Genomic DNA, 21,057 nt, shown 5'->3' with positions numbered 1-21,057 from the left:
AAAACTGATATGTCACAAAAATGGAAACTACATAAAAATCTACCTTCATATCGATTGGTGCAAACAGCTTTACCCGCACAAAGTCTAGCTTATCTTCTCACAATCATATTCTTTTTAAGCCTTCTCATCTTATTGTACGTACCTTGGCAACAAACAACGATGGGATTTGGTAGAGTCGTTGCTTATGCTCCCCTCGACCGGCAACAAGTCATTGAATCTCCCATCAGCGGACGTGTTGTGAAATGGCATGTACATGAAGGAACACGAGTGAGAAAAGGTGATCCTATCATTGATATCTCCGATAACGATCCCAACTTTATCAATCGAATTCGTGAGGAAAGAAATGCACTCTTACAACGCCTAGAGGCAGCAAAATCCAGAGAGGACAACATTCGATCACGAATCATTAGTTTACGTTCTTCTCGTGGCAGTGCTGTGGATGCAGCAGATTCTCGAAGGATGATGGCAAAAGACAGAGTACGAGCCAGCGAACAAGCAGTAGATGCCGCAAAAGCTGCATTAAAAACAGCAAACCTAAATCTTGATCGTCAAAAACAATTATGGGAAAAAGGCCTTACCTCCAAACGAACATTGGAACTGGCAGAATTAGAACATACCAATGCCGAGACGGGTCTTGATCGTGCAAAAGCAACTTATGATGCAGCCACTAAAGAAGAAAGAGCCTTATACAGTGATACAGGAAAAGTAGCACAAGATGCAGAAGCATCGATCAATGATGCCAAGGCTTCCTTAGCTTCTGCACAATCGGAAGTGGCACGTGTTTTGGAAGACTTACCAAAGTTAGAGGCTCGGTTATCTAGACAAGAAAACCAAGAAATATTTGCACCGAGGGATGGAACCATTATGCGAATTTTGGTAAATCCTGACACACAACAAGTCAAAGAAGGAGACGGTGTGGCGATCCTTGTTCCCGACGCAGAAGACAAAGCAGTGGAACTTTTTATTTCCGGCAACGATATACCGCTCGTTGGTGAAGGAAGAAAAGTTCGTTTACAATTCCAAGGATACCCTGTTTTACAAATCAGTGGTTGGCCGGAAACTGCCGTAGGAACTTTTGGAGGAACGGTTAAACTTGTTGATATCACAGACAATGGATCTGGAAATTTCCGAGTCCTTGTCATTCCAGATCGAGATGATCGTAAGTGGCCGTCCAGTCGTTATCTCAGACAAGGAGTGAGAGCCAAAGGTTGGATTTTTCTCAATCGTGTCAGTGTTGGTTATGAACTTTGGAGAAGGTTCAATGACTTTCCACCAAACTTACCAATGGATGATCCAGAGATGAAATCATTGTTAGATGAAACTGGAAGTGGGGATAAGGTCAAATGAAATCCAAATTCAAACAATCTTTACTTGCAATCCTTTGTCCATTTGGAATGTTTTTTTCCTTTGTCTTAGAAGCTGATCCAACACGAGATCCTTTTGAATCTTTACATGGTCCCAATATTTATTCCCAAGACTATATCAATCAACAACCAGGAGTTCTTACCTTAGAAGAACTTTTAAAGTCTGTTGAAAAATCTTATCCACTAGTCCTTGCTGCAGAAAAACTTTTATCAGAAGCCGAATACAACTATCTAGCAGCAGAAGGTGCTTTTGATTTACAATTTAAATCAATGGGAACCACAAAACCTATGGGCTATTATACAAACAATGCAGCCGATGCAATGTTTGAAAAACCAACACCACTTGGCGGAACTTCTTTTTTTGCTGGTTATCGCATTGGTCGGGGAACCTTTCCAGTTTATGATGGAAAAAGAGAAACCAATGATCATGGAGAAATTCGGGCGGGTGCCATCTTTCCCCTGATGCGCAATCGTGAGATTGATAAAAACAGAGCCGATATCAAAAAAGCGGACCTTGACCGTAGACTCGCTGAACTCTCCATTCAAAAATTAAAAATCGAAGTCATCAAAGAAGCCACCAAACGATATTGGAAATGGGTCGCAAGTGGCCAAGAATATTTAGTCAACAAAGACTTGCTAACAATCGCAAAGAACAGACAAAATCAAATTACCGAAAGAATCAAGTTAGGTGACATTCCAAAAATGGAAGGAACAGAAAATGACCGAGCCATTTTACAAAGAGAATCCCAATTTGTTTCTGCGGAACGAGAGATGCAAAAAGCGGCCATCGATTTGTCTTTATTCCTACGTGCACCTGATGGAAATTTAATCCTTCCTACAACAAACAGGTTGCCCATAGGATTTCCAAAACCCATCGATTATAAAAAAGTGGAATTGGAAAAAAGTATCAAACTCGCTTGGAAGTATCGACCGGAATTACAAGACTTTGAATTCAAACGAGATAAGGTCCGTGTAGACCAAGATATGGGTTATAACTCGTTAAAACCACAAGTGGATTTAGTGGTTGCTGGATCACAAGACTTTGGTCCAGGTTCTGTCACAAGAGCCAAACCAGAACTGGAAGCCTCTCTCATCCTCAACCTCCCCATCCAAACCAAAAGACCGAGAGGGATGATTGGAGCAGCTGAAGCAAAGATTGCCCAACTAGACCAGGAACTACAATTTTCAAAAGATAAAATCAAAACAGAAGTACAAGATTCCATTTCAGAGGTGATAGCCTCGGCAAAACGTGTAACTGTTACTCAAAATGAAGTGGAACTAGCAAGAAAGTTAGAAGAGATGGAGCGTGAACGGTTTGCCCTTGGTGATTCTACTCTTCTATTCGTGAATATTAGAGAACAGACAAGTGCCGAAGCGGCTGTTCGAGAAATTAAGGCATTGTACGATCATCATGTGGCCATTGCCCATTTCCAAGCTTCTACGGCTTCCATTTTGCAAAATTCTCCTTTTCCATAGTTTGTTTTATTGTTCAGAAAAAAAAACGACTTTCACTACTCCGTGAATCTCTAAACTTTTCCCTAAAGAAGGTATCTATGCACGGGGAAGAGTCACTATTACAAGACATTGGTCTCAGTATTATTTTCGCAACAGTCTTAAGTCACATCGCAAGAGTACTCAAACAACCGTTAATTTTAGGTTATATCATCGGTGGGGCCATGCTCGGTAAAGAGATGGGGTTTGAACTTGTCACTAACGAAGCAAGTATCGAACTCATTTCAGAAATCGGACTCATCTTACTTCTCTTCATCATCGGATTGGAAATCAATTTGGCCGAACTCGCAAAAATGGGTAAGGCTATGTTTACTTTGGGAATCCTTCAATTCACTCTTTCCGTTGCTTTTGTGTATTCTGTGTTTCCATTTTTTGGTCTACCCATTGGATCTGAAAAGTTTGACCTTCTTTACATTGCCGTTGCACTTTCTCTTAGTTCTACGTTAATCGTTGTTAAATTACTGCAAGATAAAGTGGAGATCAACACCCTCTCCGGAAAATTAACTGTTGGGGTTTTGGTATTCCAAGACATCTGGGCCATTTTGTTTATGGGGGTCCAACCCAACCTAAACAATCCAGAAATACTAAAAATTCTATCTTCTGTCGGGATCATTGTTTTACTCATTGCCTTTAGTTTTAGTGTCAGCCGTTATGTTTTGGCCAAGTTATACAAAGCCTGTGCCAGTAGCCCGGAACTTATCCTCTTAACATCTATTATGTGGTGCTTTCTTGTTTGCGGGATCGCAGGAGAAGCAGGACTTTCCAAAGAAATGGGTGCTCTCGTTGCCGGTATGAGTATTGCCGCTTTCCCTTATGGGGCAGATGTTATTTCCAAACTGATTGGAATTCGCGACTTCTTTGTGACTCTTTTCTTTGTGGCTCTGGGCCTTAAAGTTCCCCTTCCTAGTTTAGAAGTCATTGGATTATCTGCTGCCATCATCGCACTTATGTTATTTGTGAGGATGATTACCATTGCCCCTGTCATCATCAAACTCAACAAAGGGGTTCGTAACGGTTTCCTAACTGCACTCAATTTAGCACAGATTTCAGAATTCTCACTCGTCATCTTAGCATTAGGTGCTGGTTTTGAACACATCACACCAAAACTGCAGGCGGTGATTTTAACTTCGACCATCATTGCATCCGTTCTCTCCACATACATCATTATGTTTAACCATAATATCGCTGCGACATTCGAAAGATTACTCGCTCGTGTTGGTATCACTGACCAAGCGGAAGAATCTGGAAAAGAAGATAAAGCAGGCCATGGAGGACATGGAGATGGAATGGTACGAGACATCATTGTGCTTGGTTATTTTCGAATTGCCCGAGCCTTCGTGGAATACTTAGAAGACTTATCTCCATCTCTTATCAAGCGGATCATCATTGCTGACTACAACCCAGCCTTCAAAGATGAACTCACTAACAAAGGATTCCAATGGGCTTATGCCGACCTTGCCCATCCAGATTCTTTATCCCATATTGGTCTTCACGATGCATCGATGGTCATCTGTACCATTTCAGATTCTTTCTTAAAAGGAACCAATAACAACCGTTTACTCTCCACTCTCAGCAAACTCGCACCGAACGCAAAAATCATCCTTACAAGTGATGAACCTGGCGAAGCCAAAAAGTTAGTTGCTGATGGAGCCCAAAAAGTCATCATCCCCGGTGTGATTACCGGAGAGTTTTTGTATGACTATATCTCTCGGGGGATGAGAAATAACGAATAAGAAAATTTTAAAATAGATTTGTATTGGAACCTTATTTGATTTTACTTCGAATTTCGTTTAAAATTTCGATCTGAATCGCTTGGATCTTCATCATTTTTGACCATTGGTCGAGTAAAAGATGATCCACTTTTTCATGTAAGGTTCTAATTTCAATCTCTGATTTTAGATTCACTTTGTAATCATTCTCTGCGCGAATTCTATCCTTTACCTCTTGTCTATTTTGGCTCATCATAATGATAGGTGCTTGTATTGCGGCAACACAAGATAAGATTAAATTCAATAATATAAAAGGATATGGATCAAATGGCTTGAGATAAAGATAAAAACTATTTCCTAATATCCATAGAATCAATACAGAAAAGAAAGCGATAATAAATTTCCAACTGCCCCCAAATGATGCAACTTTGTCCGAAATTCTATCACCAAATGTAAGTGAATCTGTTTTTAAGGAAGTATCAATTGTTAAAATTTCATTTTCATTGATACTTTTGATCACTTCTCTCTCTAAATTTTCAATATTTCCTTTTTCTTCTTCAACTAACTGAGTGATATACTTCATTCGGAAAATATTAAAATCATTTTTACAAATTTTACTTTGATCATCCCAACCGGGATATTTTTCATTAATGAGTTCTACAATTTCGTTACCTATACCCAGAGCACTTATTAATTGATGTTCGCGGAATGGTTTCTTACAAACAAAACAAATGTTATTCACCATACAATCCTTTGGGTTGATCCAATTTGATATAACCTTTTTGTCGTTTATTCTAAAGATAAGATTATGGAAGATAGAAATCGATGAGCAATGATTAATTGGTTTCTACCTTGGTTTCCTCTCAAATATTTGATTCATTTGAAAATAAGAATCGAATAAAAAAGCAAAAAAAAATTCTAAATCAAACCCTTCGCTTTAAAATCCCGAATCACCACTTCCAAGTCGGCTGGCGAATCCACACCCAAGTTGGCCTTATCAGAAAGATAAACCCCAATGGTAGATCCATTTTGCAAAGCGCGAAGTTGTTCTAAAGATTCTACTGTTTCCCAATCAGAAGCTGGCAATTGGTTGTAATGCATTAAAAATTCTCTTTCATAGGCATAGATTCCTAAATGCCGGTGGTAAGTTGCCTCACCTTTAAAAGAAGCGGGGATGGGAGAACGTGAAAAATAATTGGCTCGTCCGGTTCTATCAAAGACCACCTTTACTTTGTTAGGATCTTTTGGATCTTCTGAGGTAGCAAAAGGAACGGCCGCTGTGGTCATTTCCCAATTTCTATGTTTGGTTTTTAAATCCAAAACTCCATCAATGAGGTTTGGTTCCATCCCGGGTTCGTCTCCTTGGATGTTCAGAATGATTCCGTAACCTGGAAATTTTTCTGCCACTTCGATGATGCGATCGGTTCCTGTAGGATGATCAGGGCTCGTCAAAACCGATTCCCCACCAAATGCAATCACGGTATCGTGAATTCGTTTGTCATCGGTAGCAACCACCAAACGGTGGATAGATTTGGAAAGGGATGCGTGGTGGTAAGTCCACTGGATCATTGGTTTTAAACCAATGAGGGCCAGTGGTTTTCCGGGGAGTCTTGTGCTCGCGTAGCGCGCAGGGATCACACCGAGGATTTGGTCGGACATAGTCCTAGTTTACCAAGAACTCGGTAAAGTAAACCTCTTTGATTTTTCCATTGGTCAAAATGTGATTTAAGTGGGCTTTGATTTCCTCACGTAAATCCAATTGGTTGGTAATGGATTTTAAATCGTCCTTTGTTTTACGTGCAATGACAAGGTTAATGATGTTTTGCATTTGCGCCACACGTGCAGCAAGTTCCGCAGAAAGTGCAGGCTGACCTGATTCAAATCCAAGAGACATCTTTAACTTCACAAAGTGTGACTCACCAACATCAGAAGTATTCACTCTAAATTCTTCTTGAAATGTGTAAACTTCCAAAGGAGGGGGAGCTTTCACAAGAGAGATATTCTTTTGTTGTTTAAACACACTTGTTGCTGTTTTTTGAGCAACAAACATCGATATTACGGTTACAATGATAATCCCAAAAATGGCAGCAGCAATGTACAATAACCATTTTACAATGGGGGACATCCCGGCAGAGGCGGTACTTCCTTCGGCTAACCCACCTTCTTCTTCATCTACTTCACGGTCACCCATGTTAAAATTCTCCTTCTACATTTGTTTCAGTGTTCGGTAAACGAGTGTCAGGTAGTCCGTATTTACTTTCCCCTGGTGCTCGTTTGGTAGACTTCTCTGTTAGGATGATGATATCCACTCTACGATTGAAAGCTTTTGCTTCAGGTGTGCCTTCATTCTCCAGTACAAGAGGTCTATAGGATCCAAAACTAACAGCTTGGAACCAACTCGGTTCAATTTCTTCTGAATTGATCATAAAAACGGTAGCATTCACAGCTCTTGCTCCCGCCAAATCCCAGTTATTGATATATTCTCTTTCTTCACGACCAGGACGGTTTACAGGATTGACCGCATCGTCATCGCTATGTCCTTCTACGCGAACAAATCGTTCGAGACCTTTGATAAGTGTCGCCGCTTTACGTAAGGTTTCTCGGATAGCGGGTGTTAGGATGGCTGAACCTGGATAAAAATAATCAGCACCCACAAGAGAAATCACAAGTCCTCTTTCGTTTTCCGAAATTCGAACTTTTCCTGCTTCTACTTCTGGTTTAAAAACTTCTTGGGCATCTTTTTTGGATTTAGAAAGGTTACGCCCTACTACTTGAGATGGTAACGATTCAATTTGCATTCCCATCTCTTCCAAAGAACCTTTGGATAGTGTTTGTCCCCCAGTGAAAAATCCTGTTGTGGATTTAAACGCAGATAAAATGATCTGCATCTCCTTTGCATCTGTTTTCCCTGTCGTATACAAGAGGATAAAGAAACAAAGGAGAAGTGTCACCATGTCCCCGTAAGTTGCCATGAACTCGGGAACTTTTTGGATGCACTCAGGACATTTTTCTTTTTTAGACGCCATAGTTTAGATATTAATCTCCGTCGTCTTTGAGTGCTGTTCTTTCAGCAGGAGTTAAGAAACTCGCAAGTTTCTCTTTTACAATCCTTGGGTTGTCCCCGGATTGAATCGATAAAGTTCCTTCCACCATAACTTGTTTGATCACAAGTTCATCTTCCGATCGTCTGGTTAGTTTTCTCACAATTGGTGCGGCAAATAAGTTCTGCGCAAGTGATCCGTACAATGTGGTAATGAGGGCCGTCGCCATACCTTGTCCGATGGCACTTGCATCCCCACCACCTAAGTTTTTTAACATCCCCACAAGACCCACAAGGGTCCCAAGCATCCCGAACCCTGGCGCAAAACCAGCGTAAGCATCCCACCAAGAACGACCATAAGCATGCCTTGTGGCCGTGTTCCCAATTTCGGTTTCCATAATATTTCGAACCAGTTCGGGGTCGGTTCCATCCACTACGAGTTGGATTCCCTTCTTTAAAAATTCTTCTGGAAGTTCATTGATATCATCTTCTAAGGCAAGTAAACCTTCACGACGAGCTTTTTCAGAAAAACTAACGAGTGTCGTAATGAGTCCTGGTAAGTCTGAGGGAGGATTTTGGAAGGCTTTTTTGGTAACGGCTCCCACTCCAATGGTAGATGTCCAAGGAAAAGAAATGATCGTGGCAGCAGCAGCCCCACCAAATGTAATCATCACTGAGGGAATATCGATAAGGTCTGTTAATGCAAGACCCCCCGAAACCACCCCAAGTAACATCAAGGCCGCTCCAAGGGCCAAACCAATGACTGTAGCTATATCCATTTCTTATGTTTCCTCAGGCCTTCTTTCAGTGACTCGAGGGAGATTGTGGATCCTTGTTTGGTAAACAATTACCTTTTCCACAACTTCCGCAACAGACTCTTGTACAATGAATTTTTTCTCATTCACAAGAGTGATGATCGTATCCGGATTTGCTTCGATGGTCTCAATCAAATCTGCATTGAGAACAAATTCAGCACCTTTGAGTCGATGTAAAATGACCAAGAGATCCCCCTTCAGAGATTTCTATTTATGTCTATCGACTACCTTTCGAATTTCGCTTACGAATTTTTCTTCCGTAAATCGATTGATGGAATTTTGGAAATCTCCCCGTTTGAAATGGATCTTCTCGGCCCTTTGGATGGCCTCATTTAAGGATTTTACGGTCTGTTCTTTGAAAAATACCCCAGTTCTGTCCTCTTTGACCGATTCCAAAGCTCCCCCTTTTCCGTAGGCAATGACGGGGGTGGCATAGGCTTGCGACTCAACAGGAGTGATCCCGAAGTCTTCCATCCCAGGAAAAATAAACCCTCGTGCCTTTTTGTAAAGTTCCACAACCTCTGTGCGCGGGAGTCCCTTTTTCCAAAGGATGTTTTTCGGTAAATTTTTGACGAGTTTTCCTTCTTCTTGGCCCCCACCCACAAGGATGAGTGGTTTTCCATTTTCCCGGAAGGCTTCAATGGCGAGGTCAATTTTTTTATAAGGAGCAAAGGCCGAGACCATCAAGTAATAGTCATCTTTCGAAACATCATGGACCCGGAAGTCTTGGGGCAAACAAGGCGGATACACAATTTTATAATCACGACGATAATACTTTTGGATCCGTCTTCCCACAAAATGCGAGTTACATGTAAAATAATCCACACGATTGGCAGATGCGGCATCCCAAGTACGTAGGTAATTGGCGATGGTTTGTAAAAGAAAAAATTTAAAACCTTTGCGACCAGGAAAATAATCATAATACATATCCCAAACATAACGCATGGGGCTATGGATATAACTCAAATGGAATGTATCGGGATGGGGAATGACTCCTTTGGCCACACAATGCGAAGAACTAATCACCACATCATACCCTTTTAAATCCAATGATTCAATGGCAGTGGGGAAAACAGGTAAATAATAACGATAATACTTTTCTTTAAAAGGAAGATTGTTTGTGAAAGCCGTTGTGATCTTTCTATTTTCAATCCTTTCGTTTAGTTTTCCTTTGGAATAAAAAAGAGTAAATAAATCCGCTTCTGGAAATGCTTTCAATAAACTATCGAGTACGATTTCGCCACCGCGCATACCGGTGAGCCAATCATGTATAATTGCAACTTTCATTAATTTTGTGGTCCAATCCTTCTTCCCGTAATTGGCGTTGTACGTCCGTAATACGATGCTGTAATTAAAAAAGGAATCGGCATGGTGTTCTCTAAATTTCTAGAACTTTCCATATAACGTCTTCCTTCTTTTCCAATGGTTTCTGCGTCCTTCACAGTCGCAAGAAGTTCATCATACATTTCTGTACTTCCAATTAATTTGGGAATTGTTCCTTCTGTATGATTTAATTTATCGGAGATGGAACGAAAATCCAATGTGATTTGTCTGAGGTCTGCTCGATTTTCTTCCATCGTCGCGGAAGTGGCTTTGAAAAAATCATCAAAATAACGAGCAGAAGGCAAATAGTCGGGACTTTTTTCACCCTCACGAAACGTGGGTTTAAAAAAAGGACGTTTCCCATCAGAACTTCCTGGGTTGATATTGATGATCCTTCCTGAAAACAATGTTATGGTTTGAAAATCCACTTCATAGTTATCCCAAAGGGTTAACGGATCTTCCAAAGCAATATGTAACTCAATCGCATGATCTATGTTATGGTCGAGGAACCGGCGATCAGGTACATCAATCAGCGGCCTAGAATCGATATGGGCCACATACCCTTTTTGGATTCCTAAAATTCGAACTTCGGTCCCTTCCTTAATTCCATCAATACGAGAGTAAAATAAAGATAACCGGTAAGGGTATTTTTTGGCAGGTCGATCTGGCTCAATGACTGTAGTGAAAAAAGCAAAGACCAAAATAGAAAAAAAAACGATCCCTGTCAGGGATTCCTTTGATAACTTTTTTGATTTCACGGCAGACTTAAAATTCTTCCTTCCAAAGAAAGAGTTGGCAAGCAGATTTTAAATGACTGAATGGGAGAAGATGAAAGCAGTCACCATCCTCAAATATGACGAATCCGAACCTCAATTGGAACTCCGTGAAAAAGAAGTTCCCACACCGAAAGAGAACGAAGTCAGGATCAAAATCCATCTTTCTCCGATCAATCCTTCTGATCTAATGTTCATCCGTGGACTGTATGGATTCAAAAAAAAAGCTCCTGTCTCTGCAGGGTTTGAAGCCAGTGGAACCGTCGATGCCGTAGGCAGTGCCATCAAAACTTTAAAAGTAGGAATGAATGTGTCTTGTGTGGCTCCGCAAAATGACGGGTCCTGGGCCGAATACATGATCACTACAGAAGACAACTGTTTGCCGTTAGTGGATGGTGTGACACTTGACGAAGGGTCTAGTTTTTTCGTAAACCCTATGACTGCTTGGGCTATGGTATCGAAATGTTCCAAAGAAGGCCATCCTGCTATGATCCAAACGGCTGCCGCGAGTGCTCTGGGAAAAATGGTGGTTCGACTTTGTAAAGAACGTGGAATCCCTTTAATCAATGTTGTGCGAAAAAAAGAACAAGAGGATAGTCTTTTAGAAATTGGTGCAGAAAACATTCTAAACTCAACTTCTCCCAACTACCAAAAAGATTTATTCAAAATCTCTAAAAAACTAAATGCAACTTATGCGATCGATGCAGTGGCAGGGGAAACAGCGCAGTCCCTCGTAGAATGTATGCCTTATGGATCAAAAGTCGTTTGTTACGGAGCTTTGTCCGAAAAACCATTTGCGGTCAATGCAGGAATCATGTTGTTCCAAAACAAAAAGATCGAAGGGTTTTGGTTGTCTTCCTGGATATATGAAATTGGTTTAGAAGAATTTCAGAAACAAGCCAAAGAAGCACAAAAGTATTTAAAAACAGTTTTCCAAACCAAAATCAACAAACGATTTAAATTCGAAGAATACAAAGAAGGTTTGGAATTTTACAAACAACATATGACCGAAGGGAAGGTAGTATTTGGTCCGTAGATATTTATTTTTATCTTTAGTTCTTTTTTCATTCGTATTTGTCCATTGTCTCAGTGATACAAAAAAGAACTTAGAAAGTTTAAAGGCCTGTCAGTTTGATTTGGTGGATGTTCGTGTGGACCTCAAACCAAATCCAAATTTTCCATTAATTCCCTTAGTGGATTTGTATCCGCAAGTTTCTGTGGTCAATCCAAACAACACCAAAGTCTCTATCTATCAATTTGATTTGGAGATAGAACTTGTGACGCCTAAAGGAAAAGAATACATTGGAAAACTCCAAAACGAAACACCTCTTGAAGTAGAACCAAACTCAGAAGCTTTGGTGGTTTTGAAACTTGTCCCCGAACAAAAAGGTTCAATTCTTCCCAAACTTCTTTTGTTAGCAAAACAACTATCAGATGCAGCTAGACGTGGGGAAGATGCAGAATTCGAAATTTATGGAACGGTTCAAGTAGATAGTGCTTTTGGGAAACTTCCCATTCCCGTGAAAGAAGTTTCTCGGATCAAACTTAAAAAATGAAATTTTTCTACCTCGGGATGATCGCCCTTCTTTTTAGCATTGGAATCAACTTTCAATGCATTCAAAATCGAGATGATTTGTTTTATTCTGCAAGTGAAGGAAACCAAAAGATTTTTGAAACCTATACATTGAAAAATTCAGCTTGTGGGACAAACAAACTTCCAGGAGCATTGGTATTAGGCAGAGTCAAAATTGATGATCTAAAACTTTGCTTTCGCGCCATTGATCTTACCGATTGTATTACATGGAATACAGAAGGATATATTCCCGAATCATGTAAAGCCATCGGAACGAGTTTCAAATAGTTATGTGGCGGTATTTATTTGATTTATCAACTGCGGAAGTTTTTTTATTCGCATCACTAGCATTAGCCGGACTTTTCTTACTAGTATTCGGAAAACTTAGAAAAAAAGAAACCTCCGCAAGTTCAAACTCAAAACAAAACAATAACCCGGAAGATCCTTCCAACCAGTCTTTCAACAAATCGAAAAAAGATTCCAAACAATCCAAAGATACCAATCTGAAGGTGATGGAAGTTTTTGATTACAATGGGACAAAAATCCTCCACCAAGATGGTGCCTATACAGTGAATGACCAAGGTGTGGTTACTAATTATATGAATTGGAATCTCCTTCCCACCAAATACCAAAAAATGGTAAAGGAACTGGACAACAGATCCCTAGGAGAAAAAGGAGAGGACTACTTTTTAGAAATGATCAATGGGTTTTATTATGTTTCTCTGCCAGGTGGAAAGAAAAAAAGATACGATTCCATCCAAAGTATCCCAGCAGATATAAGAAAACGATTAGGGGTATAAAAACCCCGATTTAGATAGACAATACCTCTGTTTTGTTTTTGATCTTAGAAGATTGTTTCGATTCACTTAAGAATCGTTTTGTTGCCTTTTGTTCGCGGTCTCGAAGAAGTCCTTCCTCAATCACTTTTTTAGGTGGTTTTTTTAAATCCCAAACAATTCCAAACCAACTCAGTACTTTTAAAATATAATAAGAAACATCCACTTCATACCAATAGAAACCTTGGTTTACCGATGAACAGTAATAGTGGTGGTTGTTATGCCAACCTTCACCCATCGTAAGAAGTGCCAGCCAAAAATTATTTTTACTCGTATCGCGTGAATCATACCGCACTGAACCGTAAACATGAGAAAGAGAATTAATCGTCCAAGTGGCATGGCCCAAAAAGAAAGTTGAAACTGCATACCCATACACAAGCCAAGCCCAACCACCCACTAAATAGAGTAAGATGGCATACGATAACGGCGCAATCCAATGGTGACGGTCGATAAAACGTAACTCGGGATATTTATAAAAATCAGGAATGAGTTTGGCTTCATAATCATTGTAATCGTTCCTTAAAAACCAAAACATATGCGAATACCAAAATCCCTTTCGGCTGGGGGAATGGATGTCTTTTTCGGTATCCGAATACTTATGGTGGTTTCTATGGTGAGCCGCCCACCAGAGTGGGCCTTTCTGCATAGCCATGGCCCCGATCCATGCCAAAACAAACTGAAACACGCGAGATGTTTTAAAGGAAGCATGTGAAAAATAACGATGGTAAGCAGCAGTGATTCCAAACATCCGAAGGAAATAGGATCCAAGGGCCAGCCCCACCAGAGACCAGGAAAAGGGAACGGTAAAGACGGTAAGGACAGTGGCTTGGACCAAAAAAAACAAAATTAGAAAAAGTAAAGGAGCCTTTTCTTTGACAATCGGCTCAACGGTTGAGGAGGAAGAATTCATTCAGGAAACCTATATCTATTGGAGTCCTGTCATTCCGTTTGGTTGCAAAAAAATTCATTCTACTTGATTCCCGATTTGCCTGTAGCACCCTGTCCATATACCCATGTCATCGAAAATCGTTGTCCAAAAATACGGTGGAACCTCCGTTGGTGACACCACTAAAATCCAAAATGTGGCAAAACGTATCAAACGTTACCACGACGAAGGCCAAAAAGTTGCCGTTGTAGTTTCTGCAATGGGACATACTACCGACGAACTTGTCGACCTTGCTGACCAAATTTCTAAAAATCCTCCCAAACGAGAAATGGATATGTTGCTCTCGACAGGGGAACAAGTTTCAATTGCTCTTCTTGCCATTGCTCTGAATGAAATTGGAGTCCCAGCACAATCCTTTACAGGTTCTCAATTAAAAATCCTAACCGATGGAAACTTCTCCAATGGAAAAATCGAAATGATCGATCGTTCTCGCATTGATGAAGCGTTTAACAAAGGGAAGGTGGTAATTGTTGCCGGTTTCCAAGGAATTGATAAAGACGAAAATATTGTCACCCTTGGTCGCGGAGGAAGTGACACTTCTGCTGTGGCTCTTGCTGCTGCCCTTGGTGCTGATGAATGTGAAATTTATACGGATGTTGATGGTGTTTACACTGCTGACCCAAGAAAAATTCCCACAGCAAAGATGCACAAACAAATCACTTACGAAGAAATGTTAGAACTCGCAAGCCTTGGTGCGGGAGTTCTTCATTCTCGAAGTGTTGAATTAGGTATGAACTATAACGTGGTCATCCACGTAAGATCCAGTTTCCACGACAAACCGGGAACTTTAGTGATGAGTGAGGACAAAATTATGGAAAAAATGAAAGTGAGCGGAGTAACTGCGAAAGGTGACCAAGCTCGAGTTACCATTGCCGATGTAAAAGACAAACCAGGGATTGCAGCAGAGTTGTTCACTCAATTAGCAAATAAAGATGTGATCGTGGATGTCATTGTTCAATCGTCTCCAAGAGACGGAATCAATACCATTTCCTTTACCATTGCCAAAAAAGACATTTCTGCCGCAAAACCAATCATTGATGCCTATGCAAAAGATCATGGAAATGGAAAAGCAGAAATAGATGAAAACATTTCAATTGTTTCTGCCGTTGGTGTGGGAATGAAATCCCATGTAGGTGTGGCCGCTAAGATGTTCCAATCACTCGCTGAAAAAAACATCAATATCGAAATGATCTCCACCTCAGAGATTAAAATTTCCTGCGTCATCAAACAAAACCAAGCGGAAGATGCAGTAAAGGCTTTACATACTACGTTCATCGGGTAAATTTACGACCGTATGCAAAAAGGACTTCGAATGCCTCGACTTTTGATTTTATTTTTTGCATCGGTTTTTGTTTTTAGCCTCTTTTTTGCTCCCATTATCAGTTTAAGTTCTTACGAATCTTTAAATTCCGTTTTAGTGATCGTTGGACCCAAATCCATCTCAAGTTTGGATTATGAGGAAGGTGTGGAACGTTACAAAAACCTTTCTCGCTTTTTTCCCAATTATCGCAAAAAAGGATCTCTTCATTCCCAAGTTGTGGATTTTCTAATCGATCGAGCTGTGGTGGACAATGCTGCCGATGAAGAATCCATCCAAGTCAACGAAAAACGAATCGAAGCAGAAATCCAAAAACGGATGGAAGCACAAGGGATTAGCGACTTAGAACAATTTAAAAAAGCAGTTCAAACCCAATTCAATTTACCTTATGATGTTTGGTTGGAAGATTTACCTTACCAAATCAAAAAAGGGCAACTTCTACAAATCAAAGTAAGTCCACCCTTACCTTCAGAACAAGAAGTACAAGCTTGGTATAACAAAAACAAGGCGAAGGTGGGTTCTGAATTTAGATTTAGAGAAATTGTTTTTTCACCATCCAATGCCTCCATTGATGAAGAAACAAGAGTGTTTAACGAACTTACTGAAATTCGAAACAAATCTTTAAAAGATCCTTCTTTCTTTAAACTTGTTGCTTCAGGCCCAAGAAACGAATCTCGATATCGATTGAACGGTGGACTCGTCAACTGGGTTCCAACCTTCGAACTATACAAATCCCAACCCACAACTGCTTCTGTATTAACACAAGTAGGTGGAGCTGGGAAAATTTCAGAAGTATTCCGAGATGATCGCAAACGTTATTGTTTAGTTTTCATTGAAGGAATGCGACCCACTCCTTTAGATGCAGTCAGAAAAGGGATCCAAGGATTTTTATTTCGAGAAAAGGAACAAACTTCTTTTGAAGACTGGGTTTCCAATACACGAAAAAATTCCTCCATCTCCATCTTTGATCCTATTTATATCAAAGAATACAATATCAGCAATCCGGAAGAAAAATACAATATAGACTAATGATGAACCGAAAAGACTATAACCCAAGTTTTGCGGTTGTCTATTTGGACTCCCAATCCATTCAATTTTTAAATCAAAATTTTAAACCTGAATTATGGGAAGAATTTGTACATCGCCTTTCCAAAACATTTCCTAAAATTCAAATTCATATCAATACAAACGAATCTCTTTCACAAAAAATAAATTCTAGTGCATTAAAAAACCAAATTTTACTCCATGAGGATGTTTCCAAGGAATATGAATTCCTCCTCAAATTAGGAAAACTTTTGCCAGAGTCAAAGTTTAAAGATCCAGATTGGGATGAGGTTTGTTTTTTATATTTCACAGGAATTTCTCCCTTACTGGATGTTCACCTAACAGAAACAGCATGGAATCGTCACAAAAACTTTTTTAGCCAGTATTCTTATTCGGAAAACTTACCGCCAGGGCTCACTCCCACGATCATCACTCGTGAATTCCTTACTTCTTTACCGGATACACTGACCACTGACATTCATTCGTTTTTTCTAAAGAACATCAACCAATATGATGTAGATATTTTTTATAAGGCACCGGACCTTCGCCAACTTCGTTTGGACTTTCGACTTTCCTCTTTTCGTTCGCTAACTCTCATCCAAGGGTTATTGCCTTTGGGAAAAGATTTAACGTATGAAAATCTCCTTTCTAAATTAAAAGAAAATCCTCAGATATTTCGCAGTGCCCCTTCTTATCTAGAATGGGAAATTTATAAAGGATGTGAACTTAAATGTACATTTTGTCCGCGTGAGTTCGCAGATTTAACTAATGATGGAAGTTTTGTTTCATTAGAGAATGTAAAATCCACAATCACCAAACTGGGTACAGAACTTTTTTCTCCGATTACCATCAGTCTAACAGGAAATGGAGAACCCCTCCTCCACCCAAATTTTAAAAATATAGTTTTAGAAATTTTAAAATTAAATTCTTTATCAGAACTCATCATCGAAACAGCTCTCTACACAAAACCAGACTCATTGTTGTCTCTGATAGAAAGTTTAACTCCTTCGGATAAAGAAAAACTTTGTGTCATCGTAAACGTTACCACTTTAAATCCAGAAGTTTACAAATCATTATATGGAAAACTGGAACTGGAAAAAGTGCTAGGTACGATTGATTTACTTTCGCAAAACCTTCCCAACAAATCATTACATGTGCAGATGATCAAAATGAAGGAAGTGGAAGAGGAGATTGATCCTTATTTTACTTTTTTTGAGAAAAAAGGAATCAATGTGATTCTACAAAAATTCAATTCGTTTGCACACAAACTCCCTGAACGTCGAGTGAGTGATCTCACTCCGATACATAGAGATTTTTGTTGGCATTTGGTGCGAGATTTGTCTCTTTCCGTAGATGGAACTGTTTCCATTTGCAAACAAAAACAAACGGAAGTGATCGGAAATTTATATAAAGAAACTCTTGGCGATGTTTGGCAAAAAGGATTGGGATTTTTTAAACATAGCTTTAATGGGGAACACGATAAAATTCCTGCCCCTTGTTTGAATTGTGATGAGTGGTATACTTTCAACGCGTGATTGTTTTGCCTTCGTCCAGGCAAGACTCGGTTCCACAAGATTACCTAAAAAAATTTTAAAGTCCATCCCAGAAGGATCCAATACTACTGTCCTTTGTCATATCCACAATCGGCTTTCTACCATCTTCCCAAAAGAACAGATTGTTTTTTTAGTTCCTGAAGGGGATACAGAACTCATTGCATCTCTAAATAAAAAACATTACCAATACTTTGTTGGATCGGAATCTGATGTTCGAGATAGATTTCGCAAAGCTTGCCTTCATTTTCAAGCCAAACATATATTTCGCCTAACAGGAGATAATCCTTTTATTGATTTAGAATCCATACGATATTTGTATGAAGCAATCACCTATATTTCCGATCCATATTATAGCCTTTCGATGGTGGGTCTCCCCTTAGGGATGGGAGTGGAATGTTTTTCTGCAGATTCTCTTTTGTTTGATGCAGTAGGCATTGCACCCGAACGACATACAGAACATGTTTCCCTTCATATCAAAGAACATCCCGAAATCCATAAACAATTTCGATTGTCGCCCCCACATCTCAATCATTTCACAGAAATCAATCCAAGTTCTCTTCGAATCACTGTTGATGAATCCAAAGATTTTGAACTAGTTTGTTCCTTGTGGGAAAGGTTAGGAACGAAAGACCCATTCTTTGGTGCAAAAGAAGTGATTCAATTTGCAAAAGACCATCCGGAAGTTTTTTTGGTTAACGCTTCTGTGGAACAAGTTACTTTTTCTTTACCGAAAGCAAATCGAGAATCCAAACAAGTGCGGATTGTCTACGGAGAACCTGCTCTCTTCGGAAGTGGACATTGGGAACGATGCAAATCTTTGTCTGTGTTTTTAGAAATGAATGGATATAAAATAATACTATCTGACAAACCAGATCTCCAATCCAAACATCTACCACAGATTCTAGATATCAGAGAAAATGAATTTCCCTTACATCATTTGTTTTATATCGATAATCTTCATCATTTGCCTACCGAATTCAATGCTAGTTTTTTTCTCCCAAATCCTGTGGCCCCAATCAATCAGGGAGACCCTATATCGTATTTTAGCTCCCCTCTTTCTGAATTGGATTGGAACCAATCCACCATCGCTGGGCAAATTCTAATCTATGCAGGCAATTTAGGAAATGAAGAATCTGAACAAATCGATAGGTATGTATTGCAATTTCTAAATTCGAATATTTCTCTTAAAAAAACTAACATAAGTTCAGTGGTTCGTATTGGAGGAACACCTCCCATAAATAAGGAAGTCGAATATATCCAACGAGTTTCTTATATAGAATTTTTAAAACAAATTCAAAAATCTGAATTGGTTCTTACTTACTTTGGCCAAACGATGATGGAATCTCTATCCAATGGTAAAAAAGTTTGTTTGTTAGGAATCACACCTATACATGAAACTTTGGGTAAATTTGCTGAAAAAGAATTAGGAATTCCCTACTTAGGATCTTTTTCTGAATTAAATGAAAACAATCAGTTTCCGAATGTTTTTCCGCATTCAAAAATAAAATTAGTTCGCGATGCTCACTTAAAAATTTTGAAATGGTTAGAATCAATTTATGAAAGCTAAAATACAAATTCTATTCTTCAGTTTTCTTCTTTTACTTTTTACAAATTCTATTTTTGCTCAAACCGAAGACAAAGAAACCATAGAAATCAATGCAAAGATCGAATTGGAAAAAGTCAGTCGCAATATCATCAATGCACTTCGTTACGGAAGGTTTCTTTTAGCGGATACTGAGTGGAGAAAAATTCAATCTGATGTTTATAAGTCCTATCCTGAATATGATTATTTAAATGGAAGTTTGTTATACTCGAGAATGGAATGGCAAGAGGCAAAAGAAAGCCTAAACAAAGCTCTCAAAAAAGAACCAAACCATGAAGCAGCAAGTTTTTTACTCGGTATGATTTATGCTCAGGAAGATAGTTGGGCCGAGGCAAAAGATACTTGGACAGAAACCAATCAAATTTCCCCATACAATCCATTTTATCATTACAATTTAGGTCTTGCCTACTTTATACTAAAAGATTACAACAATGCCATTGTATCCTTAAACAAATCTTTAGAATACAAAGCAAACTACAATGAAGCAAAACTCATTTTAGCAAAAACTTATTTAGAACTAAATGAAACAGAAAAAGCCAAAGTAGAACTTTCCACCATTTTGGAACAAGATCCCAAACACATCCAAGCTTCTCATTTAATGGGCCGCGTTGTATACTTACTTGAAAAAGATCCGAAAAAATCTCTCACTTATTTAAAAAACCAAAGAGTCCTTGGATGGAGAGAAAAAAAGATATATGCACGATGTTACTTTGAAATTCGAAAGTGGAGAGATGCAGAAAACCTACTTCGACCTATCGCCTACTCACCGTTTGCCGATGAATATGACCAAAGTTTTTATTTAAACCTACTTTTGAATTTAGGTTACGATGAAAGAGCAAACGACTTCTTTCATTTCATCCAAAAACAATCGCAAAACGAATCAAAAATTGCTGAAGCGTATAGAATGTTACTCTCTTCCCGCGAGGGAAAAGATTTACTCTATCACTATTTTAAACTTAGATATTGATTAAGAAACGACGATATCCGTTTTGGCTTGTGTGTATTTCCATTCCACAGCCACACGAATTAGTTTTTCGTTTTCAGTGATGCTGAGTTTGGATTTGATACGAGAACGTAAAGTTTCAATGGTAGAAGGAGCAAGACCCATATTGGCCGCAATTTCTTTGACCGGCATTCCTTCCCCAATCATGAGAAAAACTTCCAATTCACGATTGGACAATCTGTCGATAGGATCCTTTTCGTCTTTTTGGGAAGCTCTGTATAAATGTCCGAGCAGTCTAGTGGCTTGGGAAGAACTCACAAAATAATCTCCCTTCAGCACAGTGTGAATTGCTTCTACGATTTGTGTGGTAGTGTCTTCTTTGAAAACATAACCCATAGCGCCGAGTTTAAAAGCACGATCCACAAAGGTATCGTCCGTCAACATACTGATGATGATGACGGCAATATTTGGAAAAGTTGTTCTAAGACGTTTGAGTAACTGCAAACCATTCTGGTTTTGTTTGAGTTGGATATCAATCAACACCAAACTTGGTTGCAGTTTTTCTATATCATTAAATGATTTTTCAATGTTATCCGCACTCCCGATGCACTCTAAATCTTCCGATTTAGCAATTAGGTTTTGTAGTGCATCTACTACTAGAGGGTGGTCATCAACGATATAGACTTGTTTCTTCATATTTTCCGG

At 39.3% G+C, this 21,057-nt stretch carries 22 protein-coding genes; 12 read left to right on the top strand and 10 right to left on the bottom strand.

The features are described 5' to 3' along the window. Nucleotides 1-9: 9 nt before the first annotated feature. The 3 genes from EHQ47_RS09550 to EHQ47_RS09540 all read left to right on the top strand — a co-directional run bounded on the left by EHQ47_RS09550 (nt 10) and on the right by EHQ47_RS09540 (nt 4,609). Nucleotides 10-1,347, top strand: a complete 1,338-nt coding sequence (locus tag EHQ47_RS09550) for an HlyD family secretion protein (protein WP_208727418.1) — start codon at nt 10-12, stop codon at nt 1,345-1,347. Further along, entirely contained in the window at nt 1,344-2,840 is a 1,497-nt protein-coding gene (locus tag EHQ47_RS09545) for a TolC family protein (RefSeq protein WP_135747791.1), read from the top strand. The genes EHQ47_RS09550 and EHQ47_RS09545 overlap by 4 nt, the downstream gene beginning before the upstream one ends. Before the next feature lie 77 nt (nt 2,841-2,917). Further along, complete coding sequence (locus tag EHQ47_RS09540) at nt 2,918-4,609, top strand: cation:proton antiporter (protein WP_135696048.1); 1,692 nt, start codon at nt 2,918-2,920, stop codon at nt 4,607-4,609. A 31-nt stretch (nt 4,610-4,640) separates the two neighbouring features. Here the strand turns inward: EHQ47_RS09540 and EHQ47_RS09535 are convergent, their stop codons facing one another. The 8 genes from EHQ47_RS09535 to EHQ47_RS09500 all read right to left on the bottom strand — a co-directional run bounded on the left by EHQ47_RS09535 (nt 4,641) and on the right by EHQ47_RS09500 (nt 10,521). Further along, on the bottom strand, nt 4,641-5,330 hold the full coding sequence (locus tag EHQ47_RS09535; protein WP_135777061.1) for a DUF1003 domain-containing protein: 690 nt from the start codon (nt 5,328-5,330) through the stop codon (nt 4,641-4,643). 173 nt (nt 5,331-5,503) lie between these two features. Continuing rightward, nucleotides 5,504-6,244 carry a 3-deoxy-manno-octulosonate cytidylyltransferase gene (kdsB, locus tag EHQ47_RS09530; RefSeq protein WP_135777060.1) on the bottom strand — a complete coding sequence of 247 codons (741 nt, stop codon included), beginning with the start codon at nt 6,242-6,244 and terminating at the stop codon, nt 5,504-5,506. 4 nt (nt 6,245-6,248) lie between these two features. Next, nucleotides 6,249-6,776: a flagellar basal body-associated FliL family protein gene (locus tag EHQ47_RS09525; RefSeq protein ID WP_135572365.1), complete on the bottom strand. Its 528-nt coding sequence runs from the start codon at nt 6,774-6,776 to the stop codon at nt 6,249-6,251. Nucleotide 6,777: 1 nt separating this feature from the next. Then, entirely contained in the window at nt 6,778-7,611 is an 834-nt protein-coding gene (gene motB / locus EHQ47_RS09520; RefSeq protein ID WP_135749829.1) for a flagellar motor protein MotB, read from the bottom strand. Between the two features lie 10 nt (nt 7,612-7,621). Further along, nucleotides 7,622-8,404, bottom strand: coding sequence for a motility protein A (locus EHQ47_RS09515; protein WP_004784282.1), 783 nt, complete (start codon nt 8,402-8,404; stop codon nt 7,622-7,624). Nucleotides 8,405-8,407: 3 nt separating this feature from the next. Beyond that, nucleotides 8,408-8,626 carry a flagellar FlbD family protein gene (locus tag EHQ47_RS09510; RefSeq protein ID WP_135749830.1) on the bottom strand — a complete coding sequence of 73 codons (219 nt, stop codon included), beginning with the start codon at nt 8,624-8,626 and terminating at the stop codon, nt 8,408-8,410. A gap of 21 nt (nt 8,627-8,647) precedes the next feature. Beyond that, complete coding sequence (locus EHQ47_RS09505) at nt 8,648-9,727, bottom strand: glycosyltransferase (protein WP_135749831.1); 1,080 nt, start codon at nt 9,725-9,727, stop codon at nt 8,648-8,650. Then, the gene (locus EHQ47_RS09500) at nt 9,727-10,521 is read right to left on the bottom strand and encodes an MlaD family protein (protein ID WP_135749832.1); all 795 of its coding nucleotides are present in this window, start codon (nt 10,519-10,521) and stop codon (nt 9,727-9,729) included. Before EHQ47_RS09500 ends, EHQ47_RS09505 begins: the two co-directional genes overlap by 1 nt. Nucleotides 10,522-10,573: 52 nt before the next feature. Between EHQ47_RS09500 and EHQ47_RS09495 the strand changes: the two genes are divergently transcribed. Genes EHQ47_RS09495 through EHQ47_RS09480 form a run of 4 tightly spaced genes read left to right on the top strand, consistent with a single transcriptional unit; the run spans nt 10,574 to nt 12,909 of the window. Beyond that, nucleotides 10,574-11,572, top strand: coding sequence for a zinc-binding dehydrogenase (locus tag EHQ47_RS09495; RefSeq protein ID WP_135777059.1), 999 nt, complete (start codon nt 10,574-10,576; stop codon nt 11,570-11,572). Next, on the top strand, nt 11,562-12,092 hold the full coding sequence (locus EHQ47_RS09490; protein ID WP_135749834.1) for a hypothetical protein: 531 nt from the start codon (nt 11,562-11,564) through the stop codon (nt 12,090-12,092). Before EHQ47_RS09495 ends, EHQ47_RS09490 begins: the two co-directional genes overlap by 11 nt. Then, nucleotides 12,089-12,397, top strand: a complete 309-nt coding sequence (locus EHQ47_RS09485) for an LIC13255 family lipoprotein (protein ID WP_135749835.1) — start codon at nt 12,089-12,091, stop codon at nt 12,395-12,397. Before EHQ47_RS09490 ends, EHQ47_RS09485 begins: the two co-directional genes overlap by 4 nt. Before the next feature lie 2 nt (nt 12,398-12,399). Further along, nucleotides 12,400-12,909 carry a hypothetical protein gene (locus tag EHQ47_RS09480; protein ID WP_135749836.1) on the top strand — a complete coding sequence of 170 codons (510 nt, stop codon included), beginning with the start codon at nt 12,400-12,402 and terminating at the stop codon, nt 12,907-12,909. Nucleotides 12,910-12,919: 10 nt separating this feature from the next. Here the strand turns inward: EHQ47_RS09480 and EHQ47_RS09475 are convergent, their stop codons facing one another. Then, nucleotides 12,920-13,855, bottom strand: coding sequence for an acyl-CoA desaturase (locus EHQ47_RS09475; protein WP_135777058.1), 936 nt, complete (start codon nt 13,853-13,855; stop codon nt 12,920-12,922). 103 nt (nt 13,856-13,958) lie between these two features. On the opposite strand from EHQ47_RS09475, the gene EHQ47_RS09470 reads away from it, so the two are divergent. The 5 genes from EHQ47_RS09470 to EHQ47_RS09450 are packed head-to-tail and all read left to right on the top strand — an operon-like array spanning nt 13,959 to nt 20,376. After that, the gene (locus EHQ47_RS09470) at nt 13,959-15,173 is read left to right on the top strand and encodes an aspartate kinase (protein ID WP_004786328.1); all 1,215 of its coding nucleotides are present in this window, start codon (nt 13,959-13,961) and stop codon (nt 15,171-15,173) included. 12 nt (nt 15,174-15,185) lie between these two features. Further along, entirely contained in the window at nt 15,186-16,238 is a 1,053-nt protein-coding gene (locus EHQ47_RS09465; protein ID WP_135749838.1) for a putative peptidyl-prolyl cis-trans isomerase, read from the top strand. After that, complete coding sequence (locus tag EHQ47_RS09460; RefSeq protein WP_135777057.1) at nt 16,238-17,788, top strand: spiro-SPASM protein; 1,551 nt, start codon at nt 16,238-16,240, stop codon at nt 17,786-17,788. Before EHQ47_RS09465 ends, EHQ47_RS09460 begins: the two co-directional genes overlap by 1 nt. Continuing rightward, nucleotides 17,763-19,373: a cytidylyltransferase domain-containing protein gene (locus EHQ47_RS09455; RefSeq protein WP_135777056.1), complete on the top strand. Its 1,611-nt coding sequence runs from the start codon at nt 17,763-17,765 to the stop codon at nt 19,371-19,373. Before EHQ47_RS09460 ends, EHQ47_RS09455 begins: the two co-directional genes overlap by 26 nt. Beyond that, entirely contained in the window at nt 19,363-20,376 is a 1,014-nt protein-coding gene (locus EHQ47_RS09450; RefSeq protein WP_135777055.1) for a tetratricopeptide repeat protein, read from the top strand. Before EHQ47_RS09455 ends, EHQ47_RS09450 begins: the two co-directional genes overlap by 11 nt. On the opposite strand, the gene EHQ47_RS09445 is transcribed toward EHQ47_RS09450, so the two are convergent. Continuing rightward, on the bottom strand, nt 20,377-21,048 hold the full coding sequence (locus EHQ47_RS09445; RefSeq protein ID WP_002977218.1) for a response regulator transcription factor: 672 nt from the start codon (nt 21,046-21,048) through the stop codon (nt 20,377-20,379). It lies immediately after the preceding gene. Nucleotides 21,049-21,057 lie beyond the last annotated feature (9 nt).

The sequence above is a fragment of the Leptospira bourretii genome (assembly GCF_004770145.1).
Classification (GTDB): Bacteria; Spirochaetota; Leptospiria; order Leptospirales; family Leptospiraceae; genus Leptospira_A; species Leptospira_A bourretii.
Note: the sequence above shows the minus strand (reverse complement) of the source record. Positions and strands in the feature narration are given on the sequence as shown.